The following is a 19403-nucleotide window of genomic DNA, read 5'->3' as shown; positions in this document are numbered from 1 at the left end:
CCGGGGCCTAATCCCCGGGACGAGACGGGAGAACGCCCCATGGACGCACATGTGCCGAACGACAGCCACGCCGAGATCCGCGAGGAGGTGCGCAAGCTCTGCGCCCGTTTCCCTGGCGAGTACTGGCGCGCGCTCGACCAGCGGCGCGGCTACCCGACCGAGTTCGTTCAGGCGCTGACCGAAGCGGGCTGGCTCGCCGCCCTGATCCCCGAGGAATACGGCGGCTCGGGCCTGCCGCTCTCCGCCGCCGCGGCAATCCTCGAGGAGATCCACGCCGCGGGCTGCAACGCCGCCGCCTGCCATGCGCAGATGTACACCATGGGCACCGTGCTCAAGCACGGCAGCGAGGAGCAGAAGCGCAAGTACCTGCCCAAGATCGCGACCGGGGAGCTGCGCCTGCAGGCCTTCGGCGTGACCGAGCCGACCTCGGGCACCGACACCACCGCGCTGCGCACCTTCGCGAAGAAGGAAGGCGACAAGTACATCGTCAACGGCCAGAAGATCTGGACCTCGCGCGCCGAGCACTCCGACCTGATGCTGCTGCTGGCGCGCACCACGCCGCGCGACCAGGTGGCGAAGAAGACCGAAGGGCTGTCCACCTTCCTCGTGGACATGAAGGCCGCGCTCGGGAAGGGGCTGACCATCCGCCCGATCCGCACGATGATGAACCACAACTCCTGCGAGGTCTTCTTCGACAACATGGAGGTCCCGGCCGAGAACCTGGTCGGGCAGGAGGGCCGCGGCTTCCGCTACATCCTGGACGGGATGAACGCCGAACGGATGCTGATCTCGGCCGAATGCATCGGCGACGCCAAGTGGTTCATCGAGAAGGCGGTGGAGTATTCCAAGCAGCGCGTGCTGTTCGGCCACCCGATCGGCAGGAACCAGGGCGTGCAGTTCCCGATCGCCCGCGCCTATGCGGCCATGCGCGCGGCCGAGGCGCTGCTGCAGCAGGGCCTGAAGAAGTTCGAGGCCGGCCTGCCCTGCGGGGAGGAGGCGAACATGGGCAAGATGCTCTGCGCCGACGCCGCCTGGATGGCGGCCGAGGCCTGCATCCAGACCCATGGCGGCTTCGGCTTCGCCGAGGAATACGACGTCGAGCGCAAGTATCGCGAATGCCGCCTCTATCAGGTGGCGCCGATCAGCACGAACCTCGTGCTCTCCTACATCGGCGAGCATGTGCTGGGGATGCCCAGGAGCTACTGACCATGGCCGGGGTGCCGGTCGCCATCGCCTACGACTTCGACGGCACGCTGGCGCCGGGCAACATGCAGGAGCACGTGTTCCTGCCCAAGCTCGGCGTCGAGCCGGCGCAGTTCTGGGCCGAGGCCAATGCGCTCGCCGTCGCGCAGCAGGGCGACCGCATCCTGACCTACATGCACCGCATGCTCGAATGGGCGCGCTTCAAGCACCTGCCGGTGCGCCGGGAGGATTGGATCGCCCAGGGTGCCGGCATCTCGCTCTTCCCGGGCGTCGAGGACTGGTTCGATCGCATCGGCGCCGCAGCGGCGCGGCGGGGCCTTGCGGTGGAGCACTACGTGATCTCCTCCGGCCTGCGGGAACTGATCGAGGGCACCGCGATCCGCCGCCATTTCCGCGCCGTCTTCGCCTCGGGCTTCCTCTATGACGGCTCGGGCGTGGCGATCGCGCCGGCGGTCGCGGTGAACTACACCACCAAGACGCAGTATCTCTTCCGCATCAACAAGGATGCGCTCGACCTCGCCGACGACACGGCGGTGAACGCCTACCGGCCGCAGGACCAGCGCCGCGTTCCCTTCGCCAACATGATCTTCATCGGCGACGGCGACACCGACATCCCCTGCTTCCGCACCGTGAAGGAGCAGGGCGGGCATTCCATCGCGGTGCATCCGGCGGGCGATGCGGCACGGGCCGAGCGGACGCGGCGCCTGATCGCCGAGGGCCGCGTCCATTGCGCCGTGCCCGCGGACTACCGGGCGGGAGGCGAGCTCGAGGCCCGCATCCTCGCCATCCTCGACCTGCTCGCCGCGCGCGAGCGCGTGACAGCACCCCTGCCGGAGACCCACGCATGAGCGGTTCCCGCCCCCTCGAAGGGCTTCTCGTCGTCGCCATGGACCAGGCGGTGGCCGCGCCCTATTGCGCCTCGCGCCTCGCCGATGCGGGCGCGCGCGTAATCAAGGTCGAGCGGCCGGAGGGCGATTTCGCGCGCGGCTACGACACCGTGGCCAACGGGCTTTCGAGCTACTTCGTCTGGCTGAACCGCGGCAAGGAGAGCATCTGCCTCGACATCAAGAAGCCCGAGGACAAGGCGCTGCTCGAGCGCATGATCGCGCGCGCCGATGTCTTCATCCAGAACCTCGCCCCGGGCGCGCTCAAGCGCGCGGGCCTCGGCAGCGCGGAGCTGCGCGCGCGCCATCCGCGGCTGATCACCGTGGACATCTCCGGCTATGGCGAGGAGGGCGACTACGCCACGATGAAGGCCTATGACCTGCTCGTGCAGGCGGAAAGCGGCCTCGCCTACATCACCGGCCGGCCAGAGGGGCCGGGGCGCGTCGGCGTCTCGGCCTGCGACATCGCCTGCGGCATGCACGCCTATGCGGCGGTGCTCGAGGCGCTGCTCTCGCGCGCCATAACCGGCCAGGGCAAGGGCATCTCGGTCAGCCTCTTCGACGGCATGGCGGACTGGATGACGGTGCCGCTGCTGCAATACGAAGGCACGGGCAAGAACCCGCCGCGCATCGGCCTCGCGCATCCCTCCATCTGCCCCTATGGCGCCTTCCGCACGAAGGACGGGCACGACGTGCTCATCGCCATCCAGAACGAGCGCGAATGGGCCTCCTTCTGCGCGCATTTCCTCGAGGAGCCGGAGCTGCCGCAGAAGCCGGGCTTCACCGTCAACAACGACCGCGTGGCGCACCGGCCGATGGTGGACGGGCACATCGCGCGGATGTTCGCGACCCTGACGCGCGAGGAATGCGCGGCGAAGCTGCGGCGGGCGAACACCGCCTACGGCTTCGTCAACGATTGCGGCGGCCTGCAGAAGCACCCGGTGCTCAAGCGCGCGCCGGTGCAGACCGAGAAGGGGCCCGTGCAGATCGCGCTGCCGCCGGCCCGGCTCTCGGACGGGTTGCGGCCCTTCGGGGCCGTGCCCGCCCTGGGCGAACACGGTGCTGCCATCCGCGCGGAGTTCGGCGGCTGACCGCGCCGCCGCACGATCCGGGTTGACCCGGGCGCGCGCAGTCGCGACTTTAGGCGGCGTCCAATCGTACTCGACAAGAAGGCGCCGCCGGCAAGGCGGACGCCCGAACTAGCCAGGGAGGCAAGAAGACATGATCCGACTGTCCCGCCGCCGGCTCGCGCTGGCCGGAGCCGCCACGGTGCTCGCCGCACCAGCCTTCGCCCAGCAGCGGCAGGCACGCTCCTATGTGCTGACGACGGCCACCACGGGCGGCGTCTTCTATCCGGTGGGTGTCGCCATCGCGACGCTGACCAAGGTGCGCCTGCAGGCCTCGCAGGGGCTCGACCTCAGCGCCATCTCCTCCGCCGGGTCGTCCGAGAACGTGAAGCTGCTGCGCGAGAACCAGGCGCAGTTCGCGATCCTGACCGGCCTCGTGGCGCAGTTCGCCCGACAGGGCAGCGGGCCCTTCCAGCAGGATGGCCCGCAGAACAACCTGCGCGGCCTGCTGCCGCTGTGGTGGAACTACGACCAGTTCGTGGTTGACCGGCGCCTCGCCCCCACCGGGCGCATCGGCGACCTCGCGAACCTCTATGGCCGCAAGTACTCGATGGGCGCGCGCGGCTCGGGGCTCGAGACGCATCACCGCTGGCTGTTTCCGAATCTCGGGCTGCAGACCGACCGCTTCGACCTCGTCTATCTCGGCTACGGCCCCACGGCCGAGGCGCTGCAGAACGGCACCATCCAGGGCGGCAATTTCCAGGCCGGCCTGCCCACGGGCAGCCTGACGCAGCTCATGGCGAGCGCGGGCGACCGCATGCGGTTCCTCGAGTTCAACGAGGAGGACGTGGCCAAGGCGAATGGCGGCGGCTCGCTGCTCTTCCTCGGCACGATCCCGGCGAACACCTATCCGAACCAGCCGCAGCCCTGGAAGACGGCGCGGCTTTCGAACTACCTCGCCTGCAATGCCGCGGTGCCGGAGCAGGATGTCTATCTGATCGTCAAGACGATCTTCGAGAACCTGCCCTTCCTCAACAACATCCATGCCGCGACGCGCGAGATCGACCTCCAGGACGCGGCGAGCGGCGGTCCGCTGCCGCTGCATCCCGGCGCGATCCGCTACTACCGCGAGCGCGGACTGACCATCCCGCCGGCGATGATCCCGGGCTGAGGCGCAGCGGCCGGGGCGCGAGCCCCGGCCGGCCGCGGACGAGTTTGCGCCTGGGCGGCCGGGCGCCAATCACAGAGCGTGGGGGCTTCCGCGGCCGTGCCGGGCGATCGCGGGCAGGGAGTTGTTCAGGATGTCCGAGGGGATGGCGGAGCGGCAGGCGAAGGCCGCCGAGGCTCCGGTGGACGTTGATACTGGCAAGGCGCTGCGCGGGCCCGGCACCGCCGCGGGGCAGGCCGCCATGGTCGGGGGCGCGCTGCTCTCGCTGCTGCACATCTATCTCAACACGCTCGGCACCTGGTCCGAGATGTGGGTCAACATCGTGCATTTCGGCGGTTTCGGGGCGCTCTGCGCGCTCGTCTATCCCGCCTTCCAGGCGCGCAGCGCGCAGGGCGCGCGCCTCGTGCTCGTGCTCGATGTGGTGCTGGCCGCGCTCTCGCTCTCGCTCATCGCCTACCTCATGCTCGGCGAAGCCTCCTTCTTCGAGCGCAATGCGCGGTTCGAGTGGTACGACTGGTTCTTCACCGCGCTTGCTCCCTTGCTCGCGCTGGAATTCGTCCGCCGCACCACGGGGTTGCTGATCCCCGCGATCATGGTCACGGCCTTCACCTATGTGGTGCTGTGGGGGAAGTACGTGCCGGGGATGCTGACCTTCCCGGGCCTCACGCTCGAGACGATGCTCTACCGCAGCTTCTACACAGATGACGGGATGCTCGGGAACATCGCCTCGATCTCGGCGACCTATGTCTTCATGTTCGTGCTGTTCGGCGCCTTCCTCAACCGCTCGGGCGCGGGGGAGTTCATCATCGACTTCGCCCGCGCGGTGGCGCGGCGGATGATCGGCGGGCCGGGTTATGTGGCGGTGATCGGCTCGGCGCTGATGGGCACCATCTCGGGCTCGACGGTGGCCAATGTCGCGGCGACGGGCGTCATCACCATCCCGATGATGAAGCGGGCAGGCTTCCGGCCGAAATTCGCCGCGGCGACGGAAACCGCGGCCTCGACCGGCGGGCAGATCATGCCGCCCATCATGGGGGCGGGCGCCTTCGTCATGGCGTCCTATACCGGCATTCCCTACCTGACGATCGTCGCGGTCTCGGTGATCCCGGCGATCCTCTATTTCTGGTCGGTCGCCATCTACATCCGCATCGAATCGCGCAAGCAGGGCCTGACCGCGACCGACCCGGACGCGCCCTCTGTGGGCGAGGCCTTCCGCCGCGGCGGGCTGCAGTTCTTCCTGCCGATCGGGGTGTTGATGGGCCTGCTGATGGCGGGCTTCACGCCCACCTATTGCGCCGGGGCCGGCATCATCGCGCTGATCGCCTCCTCCTGGCTGCGCAAGGGCTACGGGATGGGGCCGCGGGCGATCTACGAGGCGCTCGCGAAGGGTGCGGCGGACATGATCCTCACCGCGGTGCTGCTGGTCGCCGTCGGGGTGGTGGTCAACGCCATCGCCACCACCGGCATCGGCAACACCTTCTCGCTCATGATCAACCAGTGGGCGGGCGGCAGCCTGATCATCGCCCTCATCCTGATCGCCCTGGCCTCGCTGGTGCTGGGCATGGGCCTGCCGGTGACGGCGGCGTATGTGGTGCTCGCGACGCTCTCGGCGCCGGCGCTGGCGGAACTCATCGCCCATTCCAGCGTGCTGCAGGCGGTCGCGGCCGGCACCATCGGCGACCAGGCCAAGGCCATCCTGATGCTCGCCGCCCCCGACCGCATGGCCGAGATCGGCCAGCCCATGAGCCTCGAGGCGGCCCGCGCCCTGGTCGCGCTGATCCCGCCCGAGATCAGCCGCACCTTCGCCGAGGGCGCGCTCTCGCGCGAGGCGCTGACGGTCGCGCTGCTCTCGGCGCACATGATCATCTTCTGGCTCAGCCAGAGCTCGGGCATCACGCCGCCGGTGTGCCTGACCGCCTTCGCCGCGGCGGCGATCGCCAAGACCCCGCCCATGGCGACGGGCTTCGTCTCGCTCAAGCTGGCCAAGGGGCTCTACATCGTGCCGCTGCTCTTCGCCTACACGCCGATGATGGGGGGCAACATCTGGCACGACCTGCAGGTGGCCTTCTTCGCGTTCTTCGCCATCTACGCGATCGGCGGCGCGATAGACGGCCATCTGGAGGCGCCGGTCTCCTGGCTCGTCAGGCCCGTGCTGCTGCTGGCCGGCGCGGCGATGATGTGGCCGGAGAACCTCCTGGCGCATGTCGTCGGCCTCGCGGTATTCGCCGCCCTCTTCGCGCTGAACCTGCGGGCGGCGCGGCGGGCCGAGGCGAGGCCCGCGGCGGCCTGAGGCGATCCTCCCGGCACCCTCGCGCGCTCAGCCCGGGCGCCGGAAGAAGGCGAAGGGCGTCACGCGGCCGGGCGGCTGGGCCGGCGGCTGCGCGGCCGGCCGGCCCACCATCATGATCGGCGCCGCGCGGTAGGCGTCGAGGCCGCGCCCCTGCCCCGGGTTCGCCGCCGGCAGCACCTGGGCCCGCTCGGCCCGGTTCGCGAGGCTGAGCGGCCCGGAGGCCGCCCCGCCGGCGGCGAAGCGCGCGAGCAGCGCGGCTTCGGCCGCCGGATCCCCGGCCGGCCGCCCCTGCTCGCCGGCCCAGGCGGCCAGCACCCGGGCGCGGTAGGGCTCGGCCCGCTCGGGCGTCTGGGAGTGGTAGTGCCCGGCCGCGCGCGCCCAATCCCCCGCGGCGGCGCGCAGGTCAGACAGGAACTGCGCGGCGTAGCGCGCATTGGTCAGTGGGTCGAAGGCGGCTTCCAGCGAGGCAAAGGCGTTCGGATGGTGATGCAGGTTCACCTGCATGCACCCCACATCGATCAGCCGGACGCCGCGGGCCTGGAGTTGCCGCACCTCGGCAATCGCTGCCTCGCGTGTCGGGAAATACATGCCGCGCCCCTCGGCATTGATCGTCCAAGGCCAGGGAATGATGCGCCCGGTCGCGGGGTCCCGGCGGCCGGATTCGACGCGCCCGATCGCCTGGAGCAGCCCGGCAGGCACGTCGCGCTCGCGCTCGGCCATGGCGATGGCGGCGCGGCAGGCGGCGCCGGGCTCCGGCGCGGGCAGCGCAAGCGCCTGCGGAACAGGCGCGAGTCCCAGCAGCAGGGCCATCAGTCGCGACAGGCGCGCGCGCGAGGCGGGGGCAGCATGGGGGTGGCTTGGCATGGCCTGGAAACCGCAAGCGCCATGCCACGCAATAAACATGCGTTCGCATGCTGCGTTGCGACATTCATGCTGCGCTGCAAAATTCCCCTTGCGAAGCCCTGCAAACGCGCCTAACTACCGGCCTGCGGCGGGTCGGCCTCGCCTCCCGCCGTCTTTCTTGGACGTTTCCTCCCTAAACTTGGCGGTGCCTTCGGGCACCGCCTTCTTTTTTTCCGCCCCACGGGAGCAAGGCGTTCTCCGGAATGCTGCGGCGCATCAAGGCCGCAGGAAGCCCCAATCCACCCGCGCCAGATGCCCGATCAGGGTCGTGACGTTGCGCGCCAGAGCCGGCAGGCCCGGCCCGCGCTCGATCCGGGCCTCATCCATGTAGAGCGCGCGCGCGAGTTCGATCTGCAGCGCGTGGACCCCCTCCCGCGGCCGCCCGTAATGGCGCGTGACATAGCCGCCGGCATAGGGGTCGTTGCGCCGGACGCGGTAGCCGAGCCCGACCAGCGCCTCCTCGACCAGGCGTGTGGCCCGCGGCGCGCAGGCCGTGCCATGCGCATCGCCGAGCACCATGTCGGGCGGGTTGGCGGCCTGGGCCGGGTGGGCGGGCATGGAATGGCAGTCCACCAGCAGGCATACGCCGAAGCGGGCGCGGGTCTCGGCGATCAGGCGGGAAAGGGCGGCGTGGTAGGGTTCCCAGCAGGCCCGGATGCGCGCCTCGGCCTCCGAAAAGCGCAGCCGGCGGCGGTAGATCGTCTCGCCTGTCGCGACGATGCGGGCGATGGTGCCGAGCCCGGCCCCCACGCGCGGGCTCGAGGTGTTCACCCAGGGCGGCAGGGGCCCGTCGAACATGCTGGGGTCGAGTTCCCAGGGCTCGCGGTTCACGTCGCACCAGACGCGCGGGAAGGTCGCGGCCAGCAGCGGCGCGCCATGGGCGGGCGCGGCGGCGAAGATCTCGTCCACGAAGGAATCCTCGCTGCGCCGGAGCGCGAGCGGGTCGAGCCGCGCCTCCGCCACGAAATCGGCCGGGTAGTCCTGTCCGGAATGGGGGGAGGCGAAGACCACGGGCATGGTCTGCCGCGCCGGGCGGTAGATCGTGTAGGGCGCCGCCTCGGCGCCCGCGCCGAGCGTCTGGGCGGGAAGGTCCATGCGAGGGCGACCAAACCATAGCGCCCCGCCCCTGTCACGCGGGACGGATTAGCGAATTGGTCAGCAGAGGGGCCGCATGCTGCGCCGCGATGTCCGGCAAGGCAAAAGGCCCCCAGGGCGGCGGCACGATCGTGATCCGCCGGGAGGAAGGCGGCGATCACGGCCACCATGGGGGCGCGTGGAAGGTCGCCTACGCCGATTTCGTGACCGCCATGATGGCCTTCTTCCTCCTGATGTGGCTGCTCAACGCCACCACCGAGGAACAGCGCCGGGGCCTGGCCGATTATTTCGCGCCGACCAACCTGCTCGCCCGCTCCGTCTCCGGCTCCGGGGCGCCCTTCGGCGGGCAGACCCCGAACGACCAGGGCAACCAGACCTCGACCACCGGCGCGCTGACCATCCAGCCCGGGCGGCAGCCCGTTGTCCTCGACATCGAGGAGGACGACACCGACACTCCCGCGCGCCCCATGACCCGCCGCGACGGCCCCGAAGGCCGCGAGGAGGCCGAGGATCCGCGCCTCGTCGCGCCGACGCCGCCGGGGGCGTTGAGCGGCCCCGAGCCGCCCCGCGGCGGGCCGGCGGACGAGCCCGCCCCGGATCCCCGCCCCGACGCCCTCTCGGAGGCCGAGCTGCGCCGCGAACTTGCGCGCCGCGAGCGCGAGGCCTTCGAACAGGCGGCGCAGCAGATCCGCGAGGCCGTCGCCGCCGACCCCGCACTCGCGGACCTCGCGCGGCAATTGCTCGTGGAGCAGACGCTGGAGGGGCTGCGCATCCAGCTCGTGGACGCTGAGGGGCTGCCGATGTTCGCGCTCGGCGGGGCCACGCCGAACGAGCGGGCGCGCGCGCTGCTCACCCGCGTCGCGCAGGCCGCGCTGCGCCTGCGCAACCCCATCTACATCGAAGGCCACACGGACAGCACGCCGTTCCGTGGCGGCGCCGGGCGCAGCAACTGGGACCTCTCGGCCGAGCGCGCCAACATGACGCGGCGCCTTCTGTCCGAGGCCGGGATCCCGGAGGAGCGCATCCGCAGCGTCAGCGGCCGCGCGGACCGCGAGCCGCTGATCCCGGAGGACACGGCCGCGCCGGCGAACCGGCGCGTCTCGATCACGCTGCTGCGCCAGATCCGCGAGGAGCCCGGGCGATGACCTCGATCATCGGCGTCGTCCTGCTCTTCGTGATGGTCTTCGGCGGCTACATGCTCGCCGGCGGCAAGTTCGACATCATCGTCAAGGCCCTGCCCTTCGAGATGATGATGATCGGCGGCGCCGCGCTCGCCGCCTTCCTCAGCTCCAACTCGATGCACGACGTGAAGCACACGCTCGGCGGCATCGGGAAGATCCTCAAGGGCGCGCGCTACCACAAGCAGGACTACACCGAGATCCTCTCCATCCTCTACTACCTGGTCCGCCTCGCGCAGACCAAGGGGCCGATGGCGCTCGAGCCGCATATCGAGAAGCCCGAGGAGAGCGCCGCCTTCCAGAAATTCCCCAAGATCGCCGCCGACCGCCACGCGGTGATGATGATCTGCGACTACCTCCGTATGGTCGGCATGAACGCCGACGACCCGCACCAGATCGAGGACGTGATGGGGCGGGAACTGAAGAAGCTTCGGGAGGAGGAGCTGCACCCCTCCCACGCCATCCAGAACATGGCGGATGCGCTGCCCGCGCTCGGCATCGTCGCCGCCGTGCTCGGCGTCATCAAGACCATGGCCTCGATCAGCGAGCCGCCGGCAGTGCTCGGCAAGATGATCGGCGGCGCGCTCGTCGGCACCTTCCTCGGCGTCTTCCTCGCCTACGGCATCGTCGGCCCGATGGCGACGCGGCTGCGCGGCGTGGTGGAGGAGGAATCGCGCTACTATGAGGTGATCAAGGCCGTCATCGTCGCGCATCTGCACGGCAACGCGCCGCAGGTCGCGGTCGAGACCGGCCGCAAGCTGGTGCCGAGCAGCCACATGCCGACTTTCCAGGAGCTGGAGCAGGCGCTGCAGGAGCTGCAGATCGGCTGAGCGGCCGAAGCACGCGCCCGTCCATCTTGCGATGGTTTGCGGCGTCGCAAGTGCGAAGGCCACATCAGGCACGGCATGGAGCGTGGCGCCTGCTCCTATACGGCCGCCCCGTCACTCCGCGGCGTAGCCATAGATGCGCCGCGCGGCCTCCTCGCTCACCAGCCCGTCCTCGACATCGCGCCTCACCAGCGCGGGGTCGCGTTCCTTCGGGTTGCCCATGCCGCCGCCGCCCGGGAGTTTGAGCAGCAGCCGCCGCCCCTTCGGAATGATCTGGAACCCCTTGGTCCGCAGCACGGTGCCATTGGCGTCGTTCAGGCCGACCCAGCCGGCCGCGCCATCGCCGCCGCCGTCGCGGCCCTTGGGCGGGTTGGCCACGCGGTCGAAGATGGCGTTCACCGCGAACTCCGCATCGCCCTTGGCTCCGATCTCCATGACCTGCCCGAAGCCGCCGCGGGTGCGGCCGGGGCCGGCGGAATCCGGCCTGAGTTCCTTCTTCCAGAAGATCACGGGCGCGACGTTCTCGGTCGCCTCCACCGGCATGGTGCGCACGCCCGAGGGGAAGGCCGTGCCGTCCAGCCCGTCCTTGCCCGGGCGCGCGCCGGTGCCGCCGGAGTTGAAGGTGATGATCTCGAAATCCTCGACCTCGGCGGCCGGGCCCGAAACCTGGGAACCACCCCGCAGCGGCGGGTTCCACAGCGCGGAGGAGCCTTCGGCATTCACCCGGTGCGGGACCGCCTGGTGCAGGCAGCCCATCATCAGGTCGGGCAGAAGCTGCCCGATCACGTGCCGCACGCTGACCGGATAGGGGCGCGGCGCGTTGAGGATGCAGCCCTGCGGGATCTCCATCTCGAAGGGCCTGAGGCTCGCCCAGTTGTTGGGAACCTCGGGCGCCACCACGCACTTGATGCCGAAGCAGGCATAGGCGCGGCAATAGGCGGGGGGCACGTTGATGCCGCGGTTGGACAGGCCCGAGGTGCCGGCGAAATCCACCACGATGCGGTCCGCGTGGATGGTCATCGCGGCCTTCAGCGTGACCGGCGCCTCGTAGCCGTCGGAGCGGATCTCGGCGCGATAGGTGCCGCGCGGCAGTTTCGCGATCTCGGCCAGCGTCGCGCGCGTGCTTGCCTCGAAGATGGAGTGCGCGAGCTCGTCGAGGCTGTCCATCGCGAACTCGTCCATCATCTCCACGAGCCGCTTCGCGCCGGCGTCGTTGCAGGCGCAGAGGGAGTAGATGTCGCCCTCGAGTTCCACCGGCGTGCGGGAGCCGGCGCGGATGAAGTCGAAGAAGGTCTCGTTCGGGACGTTGCGGTCGAAGCACTTCACGATCGGGATGTAGAGACCTTCCTCGAAGACCGACCGCCCCTCCGGCCCCATCCCGAGGCCGCCGATGTCGATGATGTGCGCGGTGTTGGCGAACAGGCCCACGATCTTCCCGTTGCGGAAGGCGGGCGTGACGACCGTGAGGTCGTGCAGGTGGCCGGTCGCGAGCCAGGGGTCGTTGGTGATGTAGTGGTCGCCCGGCTGCATGGTGTGCGCGGGGAACTTGGCGAGAAAATGCGCGACCGATTCCGCCATGGAGTTCACATGGCCCGGCGTGCCGGTCACGGCCTGGGCCAGCATCCGCCCCTCGAGGTCGAAGATGCCGGCGGAAAGGTCGCCCGCCTCGCGCACCGTGGTGCTGAAGGCGGTGCGGATCATGGTCTGCGCCTGCTCCTCCACCACGGCGATCAGGCGATTCCACTGGATCTGGCGCTGGATCTGCGCGAGCGCGCCGGTTTCCTTGCTCATCACGCGGCCTCCTGCGTCAGGTCGAGATAGCCGAGCCCATCCATCCGGCACGTCCAGCCGGGGCCGACCAGCGTGCTGGTCTCGGCTTCCGCCACGATGGCGGGGCCGGGGATGGTCGCGCCCGGCGGCAGATGGGCGCGGTCATAGACCGGCCATTCGCCCACCTCGCCCGTCGCCGTGTCGCGCACCATCTGCACGCGGACCGGCTTCGGCGCGGGCGCATCGGCCACCGGCGCCACCGGTTCCACATGCGCCTCCACCGTGCGCACCGTGACGGCGAAGGAGAGGATCTCCACATCCGAGCCCGGCACTGGCCGGTCGTAGAAGCGGGCATATTCGGCATCGTAGAGCGCGCGGATGCCGGCCACGTCGGCGGCCGTCAGCGCGCGCGGCGGCAGCGGCACCGGGATTTCGTGCCCCTGGCCGACATAGCGCATGTAGGCGATGCGCGTCTCCTCGACCGGCGCGCCGAAGGCGCCCTCGCTCACCACCTGCGTCGCCTCGGCCGACATGGAGGCCAGCAGCGCGTTCACCGCCGCGAGGTCGAAACTGCCGAAACGCTGGTAGAGCGAGCGCACCACCTCATAGGCGACCGGCGCGCGCAGGAAGCCGATGGCCGAGCCGACGCCAGCACCCGAGGGCACCAGCATGCGCTTGACGCCGATCTTCTCGCAGACGCGGTAGCCATGGACGGGGCCGCCGCCGCCGAAGGCGATGACGATGCGCCCCTCGTATGACTTTCCGCTCTCGATGGCATGCACGCGCGCGGCATTCGCCATGTTCTCGTCCACCATCTCGACCACGCCGAGACCGGCCATCTCCGCCGAGAGCCCGAGCCGGCCACCGACATGGGCCACGAGCGCCTCCCGCGCCAGATCGGGCTTCAGCGGCAGCGAGCCGCCGGCGAAGAGCGAGGGCTCGTAGCGGCCGAGCACGAGGTTCGCATCCGTCACCGCCGGATGCGTGCCGCCGCGGCCATAGCAGGCCGGTCCCGGATCGGCGCCTGCCGATTCCGGCCCCACCTGGATGCGGCCCATCCCGTCCACCTGCGCGATGGAGCCGCCTCCGGCGCCGATCTCCACCATCTCGATCACCGGGATGCGCAGCGGCAGGCCCGATCCCTTCTTGAAGCGGCCGACGCGCGCCACCTCGAAGGTGCGGGACGCCTGCGGGCGGAAGCCGTCGATCAGGCAGACCTTCGCCGTGGTGCCGCCCATGTCGAAGGAGAGCACCTTGTCGAAGCCGCGCTGCCTCGCGACGAAGGCGGAGAAGATCGCGCCCCCCGCAGGGCCCGATTCCACCAGGCGGATCGGGAAGCGCGAGGCCGTCTCGATCGTGGTCAGCCCGCCGCCCGAGAGCATCAGGAACAGCGGGCAGGCGACACCCGCCGCGCGCAGGCCGGCCTCGAGCCGCCCGAGATAGGTCGCCATCAGCGGCTGCACATAGGCATTCGCGACGGTGGTGCTGAAGCGCTCCCATTCGCGCATCTCGGGCGAGACCTCGGAGGAGAGCGAGATGGGCAGCCCGGGCCACATCTCGCGCACGATCTCGGCGGCACGGCGCTCATGCGCCGGGTTCACGAAGGCATGCAGGAAGCCGATGGCGAGGCTCTCGATGCCCTCGCCCTTGAGGAACTCGACCTGCTGGCGCAGCGCCGCCTCATCCAGCGGCAGCAGGACCTTGCCGGTGTTGTCGAGCCGCTCGGGCACCGGCAGGCGCCAGCGGCGGCGGACGAGCGGCTGCGGCAGCTCGATGTTGAGGTCGTACTGGTCGTAGCGCGCCTCGTTGGCGAGAGCGAGCACGTCGCGGAAGCCCTCGGTCGTCAGCAGCGCGGTGCGCGCGCCCTTGCGCTCGATGATGGCATTGGTCGCGAGCGTCGTGCCGTGGATGAGCAGCGAGAGCTCGCCCGGCGCCATGCCCGCCTTGGCGAGCACCTGCGCGACACCCTCCAGCACGCCCTTCTCGGGCGCGGATGGCGTGGTCAGGACCTTGGCCGTCCAGCGCTGCCCGCCCTTCTCGATGGCGAGGTCGGTGAAGGTGCCGCCGATATCGACTGCCAGCCGAGCGGTCACTGCGCGGCCTCCGCCGCCCAGCGCTGCACCACGGCGCAGGCCGCCGCGTAGTCTTCCATGCGCATGTCTTCCTTCGGATTGTGGCTGCCGTGCTGGTTGCGCACGAACAGAAGGGCGGCTGGGATCTTCGCCTCGGCGAAGGCGGCCGCGTCGTGGCCCCCGCCCGAGGCCATCTCGCGCCAGGGAATGCCGAGGCTGCTCGCCGCGCTGGCGAGCGCGGCGCGGATGCCCGCATCCATCGGGCTGGCGCGGCTGCCGGTTTCGGGGCCACGCTCGAAGCGCACGCCGCGGCGCGCCTCGATCTCCTCCATGAAGCGGTGCAGCGCCTCGAACATCAGGTCGCAGGCATGCGGGCTGACGCTGCGCACATCGAGGGAGAACTCCGCCTCCCCCGCGATCTTGGTGAAGCCGGCCTCGGCGGTGGTCGCCATGGTGCAGAAGGTGCAGACCAGCGCGTGGCCCATGGTCTCGAGCCGCACCCATTCCTCGTCCATGCGGTGCACGAGTTCGGCCAGCGCGGCCGCCGCGTCGCGGCGATACTTCCGCGGCGTCGCGCCCGAATGGTTGTATTCGCCGATGACGCGCGCCTGGCGCAGGCGACGGCTGCCCGGAATGCCGGTGACGATGCCGATCGGCACCTGCTCGGCATCGAGCACCGGCCCCTGTTCGATGTGCAGTTCGAGGAAGGCGGCGACGTTGTGCGGGCCGAGCGCATGCTCGCCGCGCGCCACCGCGTCGGGGTCGAAGCCTTCCTCGCGCATGTGCTCGGCGAGGCTCCGCCCAGTGTCCTGCCGGCGGATGGCGAGGCCGTCCGGTTTCAGCAGCCCCAGCGCCATGCGGCTGCCGGGATAGGAGACAGGGAACCAGGAGCCGGCCTCCTCGGCGCGGATCGCCATGACGGTGATGTCGCGCCCCGGCACGAAGCCCGCGCGCTTCATGCCCGCCACGGCGGCCATGCCCGCGAGCACGCCCGCCGCGCCGTCGTAGTTCCCGCCCTGCCGCACGCTGTCGAGATGGCTGCCGATGACGAGGCGCTTGGCCGACCGGTCCGTGCCGGGGAGCGTCATGTAGAGGTTGCCCGCGACATCCACGGTGCTTTCCAGCCCGAGGCGGTCGGCCGCGGCGCGCACCAGCGCATGCGCCATGCGTTCGCCGGGGCCGTAGGCCTCGCGCGTCACGCCCTCGCCGTCCGCGCTGCCGGCGCGCAGCCCGGCGAAGAGTTCGGCGGCGAGGTCCATGTCCGGGGTCAGGTTCGGCAGCATCCGCGCGGCTCCTTGTCGGTTGCGTCACCTGCGGGGCACCGGTGCGGCGCCCCGCCGCGGCTCAGAGCATGCTGCGCACGCGGCCGCCATCCACGCGGACCATCGTGCCCGTGATGTAGGCGCCGGTGACGCCGGCGAGGAAGGCGCCCATCGGCCCGTATTCGTGCGGCTCGCCGACGCGGCCGGCCGGGATCTCGCGCCCGGCCTTGGCGATCTCCTCCTCGACGCTGGTGCCGGCCTTCTCGGCGCGCACCGCGGCGGTCTGAAGGATGCGGTCGGTGCGGATCGAGCCCGGCGCAAGGACGTTCATCGTCACGCCATCCGCCGCGACCTCGGCCGCGAGCGTCTTGAGCCAGGCCCAGATCGAGGCGCGCAGCGTGTTCGACAGCGCGAGCGTCGGGATCGGGTGCTGCATGCCCGAGGAGCCGACCACGATCACGCGTCCGTATTTCTGCGCCCGCATCGCGGGCATCAGCCGCATCGTGATGCGGATCGGCGAGACGACGATGTTCTGGAACCACTTCACGAGGTCCGCCTCCTTCATCTCGGAGGCGGTGCAGACGGGCGGGCCGCCATGGTTCAGCACCAGGATGTCCACCCCGCCCATGGCCTTCACGGCGGTGTCCGCCAGGCGGTCCATGTCCTCGCCGGAGGCGACATCCGCCTGCACGACGGTCACCGCCGGCGCGCCGAGCGCCTTCAGCTCGCCCGCGGCCTTCTCCATCGCCGCCACGTCGCGGCCGCTGATCGTCAGCACCGTGCCTTCGGCGGCGAGCGCATCCGCGATCGAGCGCCCGAGGCCCTTCGCGCCGCCCATCACCAGCGCGCGCTTGCCCTTCAGACCGAGATCCATATCCGCAACCCCTTCATCCGTGCCGTGGAACCGGGCCGGACCCTGCCCCCTCCCCCGCCCCCTGGCAAGACGGGGCGGGGCGCGCTATGCGCGACGCGTCATCCCCGAAGCATGCAGGAAGCGTTCCATGGCAAAGCCGGTCCTTCTCGTCACCCGCAAGCTGCCGGACGGCGTGGAGGCGCGCCTCGCATCGCTGTTCGATGCCCGGCTGAACAGCGCGGACGAGCCCTGGTTCCGCGACGGCGCGGAGATCGCGCGGCGGGCCAGGGCGGCCGGCGCGGCGGGCGTGCTCTGCGCGGCGGGCGACCCGATGAACGCCGGGACCATCGCCGCCCTGCCCGACAGCGTGCGCATCGTGACCACCTTCTCGGTCGGCGTGGACCACATCGCGCTCGATGCCTGCAAGGCGCGCGGCATCGCGGTGACGCACACGCCGGAGGTGCTCTCCTTCGCCACCGCCGAATGCGCCTTCACGCTGATGCTGATGGCCGCGCGCCGGGCGGGCGAGGGCGAGCGGCTGGTGCGCTCGGGCAAGTGGGAAGGCTGGGCGCCGACGCAGCTCATGGGTGTCACGCTGCAGGGCAAGCGGCTCGGCATCCTCGGTTTCGGGCGCATCGGGCGGCAGCTCGCGGAGATGGCGCGCGGGATGCAGATGGAGATCCACTACCACGACGTGCAGCGCCTGCCGCCCGAGCTCGAAAAGGGCGCGACCTTCCACCCGGATGAGGACGGCTTCCTCGCCGCGATCGACGTGCTCTCGATGCATGTCCCGGGCGGCGAGGGCACGCGCAAGTGGCTGAACGCCGCGCGCCTGGCGAAGATGAAGAAGGGCGCGCTGGTGGTGAACACCGGCCGTGGCCCCTCGGTGGACGATGAGGCGCTGATCGCCGCGCTGAAGTCGGGCCATATCCGCGCCGCCGGCCTCGACGTCTATGACGGCGAACCGAAGGTCCATCCCGGCTACATCGCGCTCGAGAACGTGGCCTTGCTGCCGCATCTCGGCTCGGCCACGATCGAGACGCGCGATGCGATGGGCGCGCGCTGCATCGAGAACCTCGAGGCGCTGCTGATCCGGGGCGAGAACCCGCCCCACCGCGCCGCCTGACGCCTGACGCCGGACAAGGACGACCGCCATGCATTTCGACTTCACGCAGATCCCGCACGAGCAGGCCTATAAGCTCGTCGTCGCCTCGGTCGTGCCGCGTCCGGTCGCCTGGGTCGTCAGCCAGGACCGCGAGGGGCAGGTGAACGCCGCGCCCTATTCCTTCTTCAACGCCTTCTCCGACAACCCGGTGGTGGTGGGCATCGGCTGCGGCCCGCGCGCGGGTGCGGCGAAGGACACGCTCGCGAACATCGAGGCGACCGGCCAGTTCGTGGTCAACCTCGTCTCCGCCGCAACGGCCGAGCAGATGAACGTCACCGCCATCGACTTCCCCCATGGCGTGAACGAGATCACCGAGGCAGGCCTGACCACCGCGCCCTCGCTGAAGGTGAAGGTGCCGCGCATCGCCGAGAGCCCGGTCGCGCTGGAATGCGAGATCTTCCAGTTCGTCCCCGCCGGCCACCACACCATCGTGATGGGCCGCGTGGTCGCGCAATACGTGCGCGACGATTGCGTGCTGGACGCGGCGAAGTTCTACATCGACACGCCGAAGCTCGAACTGGTCGGGCGCATGCACGGGCGCGGCTGGTATGCGCGCACCACCGACCGCATCGAGATCCCGCGCCTGTCCGTCGCCGACTGGGAGGCACGCCGGGGCGGCTGACGACCCGCCCGCAGGGCGGGCTTGCGGCGGCGTCGCGTTGCGGCAGGATGGGCGCAACGGAGAGGACAACGCCCCGTGATGCACCGCCGTCATCTCGCGCTCGCCGCGCTGCCGCTCCTGGCGCGCCCGGCGCTGGCTCAGGGCGGGGCCTGGCCGTCGCGGCCCATCCGCCTCGTCGTGCCCTTCGCACCGGGCGGCACCACGGATGTGGTCGGCCGGCTCGTCGCCGAGCGGCTCGGCGCCCGGCTCGGCCAGCCCATCGTGGTGGAGAACCGGCCCGGCGCGGGTGCCACCATCGGCGCGCAAGCGGTCGCGCGGGCCGAGCCGGACGGGCACATGCTGCTCGTCTCCTCCTCCACCTCGCATGGGGTCTCGCCTGCGCTCTACCCGACCATCGCCTACGACGCGCTGCGCGACTTCACCCACATCGCCATGATCGCGCGCAGCCCCTCGGTGCTGCTGGTGAACCCCGCCAACCCGGCGCGCACGCTGGACGATTTCGCCGCCGCGGCCCGCGCGGCCGGCGAGATCCGCTTCGCGGTGGCGGGGATCGGCACCTCCTCCCATCTCGCGGGCGTGCGGCTCGCCATGGCGCTCGGCGTGCGGACCGAGAGCATCCCCTATCGCGGCGCCGGGCCCGCCCTGTCGGACCTGATCGCCGGCGTGGTGCCGGCGATGCTCGACAGCCTGCCCTCCTCCGGCCCGCATGTGCGCGCGGGCGCGCTGCGGGCGCTCGCGGTCAGCGCGGCGGAACGCACCGATGCCCTGCCGGGCGTGCCGACGCTGCGCGAGGGCGGGCTCGATGTCGTCTCCTATGCCTGGTTCGGCATCTCGGGCCCGGCCGGCCTGCCGCCTGCCATCACCACGCGGCTGTCGCAGGAGATCCGCGCGGTGCTGGCCGACCCGCCGACGCGCGGGCGCCTCGAGGAGCTGGGCGGCGCGCCGCCCGACACCACGCCCGAGAGCTACACCGCCTTCGTGCGCGACGAACTCGCCGCCTTCGCCCCGCTGGTGCGCGCCGCGGGGCTCCGCCCCCAGTGAGGA

16 protein-coding genes are annotated in these 19403 nt (G+C 70.9%); 10 read left to right on the top strand and 6 right to left on the bottom strand.

The window, feature by feature from the left end; all coding sequences use genetic code 11:
* The first annotated feature begins 39 nt into the window (after positions 1-39).
* The 5 genes from FHS88_RS11770 to FHS88_RS11750 all read left to right on the top strand — a co-directional run bounded on the left by FHS88_RS11770 (position 40) and on the right by FHS88_RS11750 (position 6612).
* A complete protein-coding gene (locus FHS88_RS11770; RefSeq protein WP_184484827.1) occupies positions 40-1206 on the top strand; it encodes an acyl-CoA dehydrogenase family protein in 1167 nt (388 codons plus the stop codon).
* Positions 1207-1208: 2 nt separating this feature from the next.
* Positions 1209-2051, top strand: a complete 843-nt coding sequence (locus tag FHS88_RS11765) for an HAD family hydrolase (RefSeq protein WP_184484825.1) — start codon at positions 1209-1211, stop codon at positions 2049-2051.
* A complete protein-coding gene (locus tag FHS88_RS11760) occupies positions 2048-3178 on the top strand; it encodes a CaiB/BaiF CoA transferase family protein (protein ID WP_184484823.1) in 1131 nt (376 codons plus the stop codon). The genes FHS88_RS11765 and FHS88_RS11760 overlap by 4 nt, the downstream gene beginning before the upstream one ends.
* Positions 3179-3308: 130 nt before the next feature.
* Positions 3309-4325 (top strand): TAXI family TRAP transporter solute-binding subunit, encoded by a 1017-nt coding sequence (locus tag FHS88_RS11755; RefSeq protein WP_184484821.1) that lies wholly within the window; start codon positions 3309-3311, stop codon positions 4323-4325.
* Between the two features lie 130 nt (positions 4326-4455).
* Complete coding sequence (locus FHS88_RS11750; RefSeq protein ID WP_246419847.1) at positions 4456-6612, top strand: TRAP transporter permease; 2157 nt, start codon at positions 4456-4458, stop codon at positions 6610-6612.
* Between the two features lie 27 nt (positions 6613-6639).
* Here the strand turns inward: FHS88_RS11750 and FHS88_RS11745 are convergent, their stop codons facing one another.
* Both FHS88_RS11745 and FHS88_RS11740 read right to left on the bottom strand, forming a co-directional pair.
* On the bottom strand, positions 6640-7422 hold the full coding sequence (locus FHS88_RS11745; RefSeq protein WP_184484819.1) for a transglycosylase SLT domain-containing protein: 783 nt from the start codon (positions 7420-7422) through the stop codon (positions 6640-6642).
* Positions 7423-7731: 309 nt separating this feature from the next.
* A complete protein-coding gene (locus FHS88_RS11740) occupies positions 7732-8610 on the bottom strand; it encodes an N-formylglutamate amidohydrolase (RefSeq protein ID WP_184484817.1) in 879 nt (292 codons plus the stop codon).
* Between the two features lie 89 nt (positions 8611-8699).
* Between FHS88_RS11740 and FHS88_RS11735 the strand changes: the two genes are divergently transcribed.
* Together FHS88_RS11735 and motA are read left to right on the top strand one after the other, a co-directional pair.
* A complete protein-coding gene (locus FHS88_RS11735; RefSeq protein ID WP_184484815.1) occupies positions 8700-9755 on the top strand; it encodes a flagellar motor protein MotB in 1056 nt (351 codons plus the stop codon).
* On the top strand, positions 9752-10618 hold the full coding sequence (gene motA / locus FHS88_RS11730; RefSeq protein ID WP_184484813.1) for a flagellar motor stator protein MotA: 867 nt from the start codon (positions 9752-9754) through the stop codon (positions 10616-10618). Before FHS88_RS11735 ends, motA begins: the two co-directional genes overlap by 4 nt.
* A gap of 111 nt (positions 10619-10729) precedes the next feature.
* Here the strand turns inward: motA and FHS88_RS11725 are convergent, their stop codons facing one another.
* From FHS88_RS11725 to FHS88_RS11710, 4 genes are all read right to left on the bottom strand, one after another.
* On the bottom strand, positions 10730-12406 hold the full coding sequence (locus FHS88_RS11725) for a hydantoinase B/oxoprolinase family protein (protein WP_184484811.1): 1677 nt from the start codon (positions 12404-12406) through the stop codon (positions 10730-10732).
* Complete coding sequence (locus FHS88_RS11720; RefSeq protein ID WP_184484809.1) at positions 12406-14478, bottom strand: hydantoinase/oxoprolinase family protein; 2073 nt, start codon at positions 14476-14478, stop codon at positions 12406-12408. Before FHS88_RS11720 ends, FHS88_RS11725 begins: the two co-directional genes overlap by 1 nt.
* Entirely contained in the window at positions 14475-15740 is a 1266-nt protein-coding gene (locus FHS88_RS11715) for a Zn-dependent hydrolase (protein WP_184484807.1), read from the bottom strand. Before FHS88_RS11715 ends, FHS88_RS11720 begins: the two co-directional genes overlap by 4 nt.
* A 61-nt stretch (positions 15741-15801) precedes the next feature.
* Entirely contained in the window at positions 15802-16593 is a 792-nt protein-coding gene (locus FHS88_RS11710) for an SDR family oxidoreductase (RefSeq protein WP_184484805.1), read from the bottom strand.
* A 127-nt stretch (positions 16594-16720) separates the two neighbouring features.
* On the opposite strand from FHS88_RS11710, the gene FHS88_RS11705 reads away from it, so the two are divergent.
* The 3 genes from FHS88_RS11705 (at position 16721) to FHS88_RS11695 (ending at position 19400) form a co-directional block, all read left to right on the top strand.
* On the top strand, positions 16721-17698 hold the full coding sequence (locus tag FHS88_RS11705) for a 2-hydroxyacid dehydrogenase (RefSeq protein ID WP_184484802.1): 978 nt from the start codon (positions 16721-16723) through the stop codon (positions 17696-17698).
* A gap of 28 nt (positions 17699-17726) precedes the next feature.
* Positions 17727-18359: a flavin reductase family protein gene (locus tag FHS88_RS11700; protein WP_184484795.1), complete on the top strand. Its 633-nt coding sequence runs from the start codon at positions 17727-17729 to the stop codon at positions 18357-18359.
* Positions 18360-18437: 78 nt separating this feature from the next.
* Positions 18438-19400, top strand: a complete 963-nt coding sequence (locus FHS88_RS11695) for a Bug family tripartite tricarboxylate transporter substrate binding protein (RefSeq protein ID WP_246419870.1) — start codon at positions 18438-18440, stop codon at positions 19398-19400.
* Positions 19401-19403 lie beyond the last annotated feature (3 nt).

This window comes from Neoroseomonas alkaliterrae, from assembly GCF_014199195.1.
Lineage (GTDB): Bacteria > Pseudomonadota > Alphaproteobacteria > Acetobacterales > Acetobacteraceae > Neoroseomonas > Neoroseomonas alkaliterrae.
Note: the sequence above shows the minus strand (reverse complement) of the source record. Positions and strands in the feature narration are given on the sequence as shown.

Excerpts from the sequence above, each read along its gene's own strand:
- FHS88_RS11770 (WP_184484827.1), top strand. The coding sequence starts at position 40 with ATGGACGCACATGTGCCGAACGACAGCCACGCCGAGATCCGCGAGGAG.
- FHS88_RS11765 (WP_184484825.1), top strand. The coding sequence starts at position 1,209 with ATGGCCGGGGTGCCGGTCGCCATCGCCTACGACTTCGACGGCACGCTG.
- FHS88_RS11760 (WP_184484823.1), top strand. The coding sequence starts at position 2,048 with ATGAGCGGTTCCCGCCCCCTCGAAGGGCTTCTCGTCGTCGCCATGGAC.
- FHS88_RS11755 (WP_184484821.1), top strand. The coding sequence starts at position 3,309 with ATGATCCGACTGTCCCGCCGCCGGCTCGCGCTGGCCGGAGCCGCCACG.
- FHS88_RS11750 (WP_246419847.1), top strand. The coding sequence starts at position 4,456 with ATGTCCGAGGGGATGGCGGAGCGGCAGGCGAAGGCCGCCGAGGCTCCG.
- FHS88_RS11745 (WP_184484819.1), bottom strand. The coding sequence starts at position 7,422 with ATGGCCCTGCTGCTGGGACTCGCGCCTGTTCCGCAGGCGCTTGCGCTG.
- FHS88_RS11740 (WP_184484817.1), bottom strand. The coding sequence starts at position 8,610 with ATGGACCTTCCCGCCCAGACGCTCGGCGCGGGCGCCGAGGCGGCGCCC.
- FHS88_RS11735 (WP_184484815.1), top strand. The coding sequence starts at position 8,700 with ATGTCCGGCAAGGCAAAAGGCCCCCAGGGCGGCGGCACGATCGTGATC.
- motA (WP_184484813.1), top strand. The coding sequence starts at position 9,752 with ATGACCTCGATCATCGGCGTCGTCCTGCTCTTCGTGATGGTCTTCGGC.
- FHS88_RS11725 (WP_184484811.1), bottom strand. The coding sequence starts at position 12,406 with ATGAGCAAGGAAACCGGCGCGCTCGCGCAGATCCAGCGCCAGATCCAG.
- FHS88_RS11715 (WP_184484807.1), bottom strand. The coding sequence starts at position 15,740 with ATGCTGCCGAACCTGACCCCGGACATGGACCTCGCCGCCGAACTCTTC.
- FHS88_RS11710 (WP_184484805.1), bottom strand. The coding sequence starts at position 16,593 with ATGGATCTCGGTCTGAAGGGCAAGCGCGCGCTGGTGATGGGCGGCGCG.
- FHS88_RS11705 (WP_184484802.1), top strand. The coding sequence starts at position 16,721 with ATGGCAAAGCCGGTCCTTCTCGTCACCCGCAAGCTGCCGGACGGCGTG.
- FHS88_RS11700 (WP_184484795.1), top strand. The coding sequence starts at position 17,727 with ATGCATTTCGACTTCACGCAGATCCCGCACGAGCAGGCCTATAAGCTC.
- FHS88_RS11695 (WP_246419870.1), top strand. The coding sequence starts at position 18,438 with ATGCACCGCCGTCATCTCGCGCTCGCCGCGCTGCCGCTCCTGGCGCGC.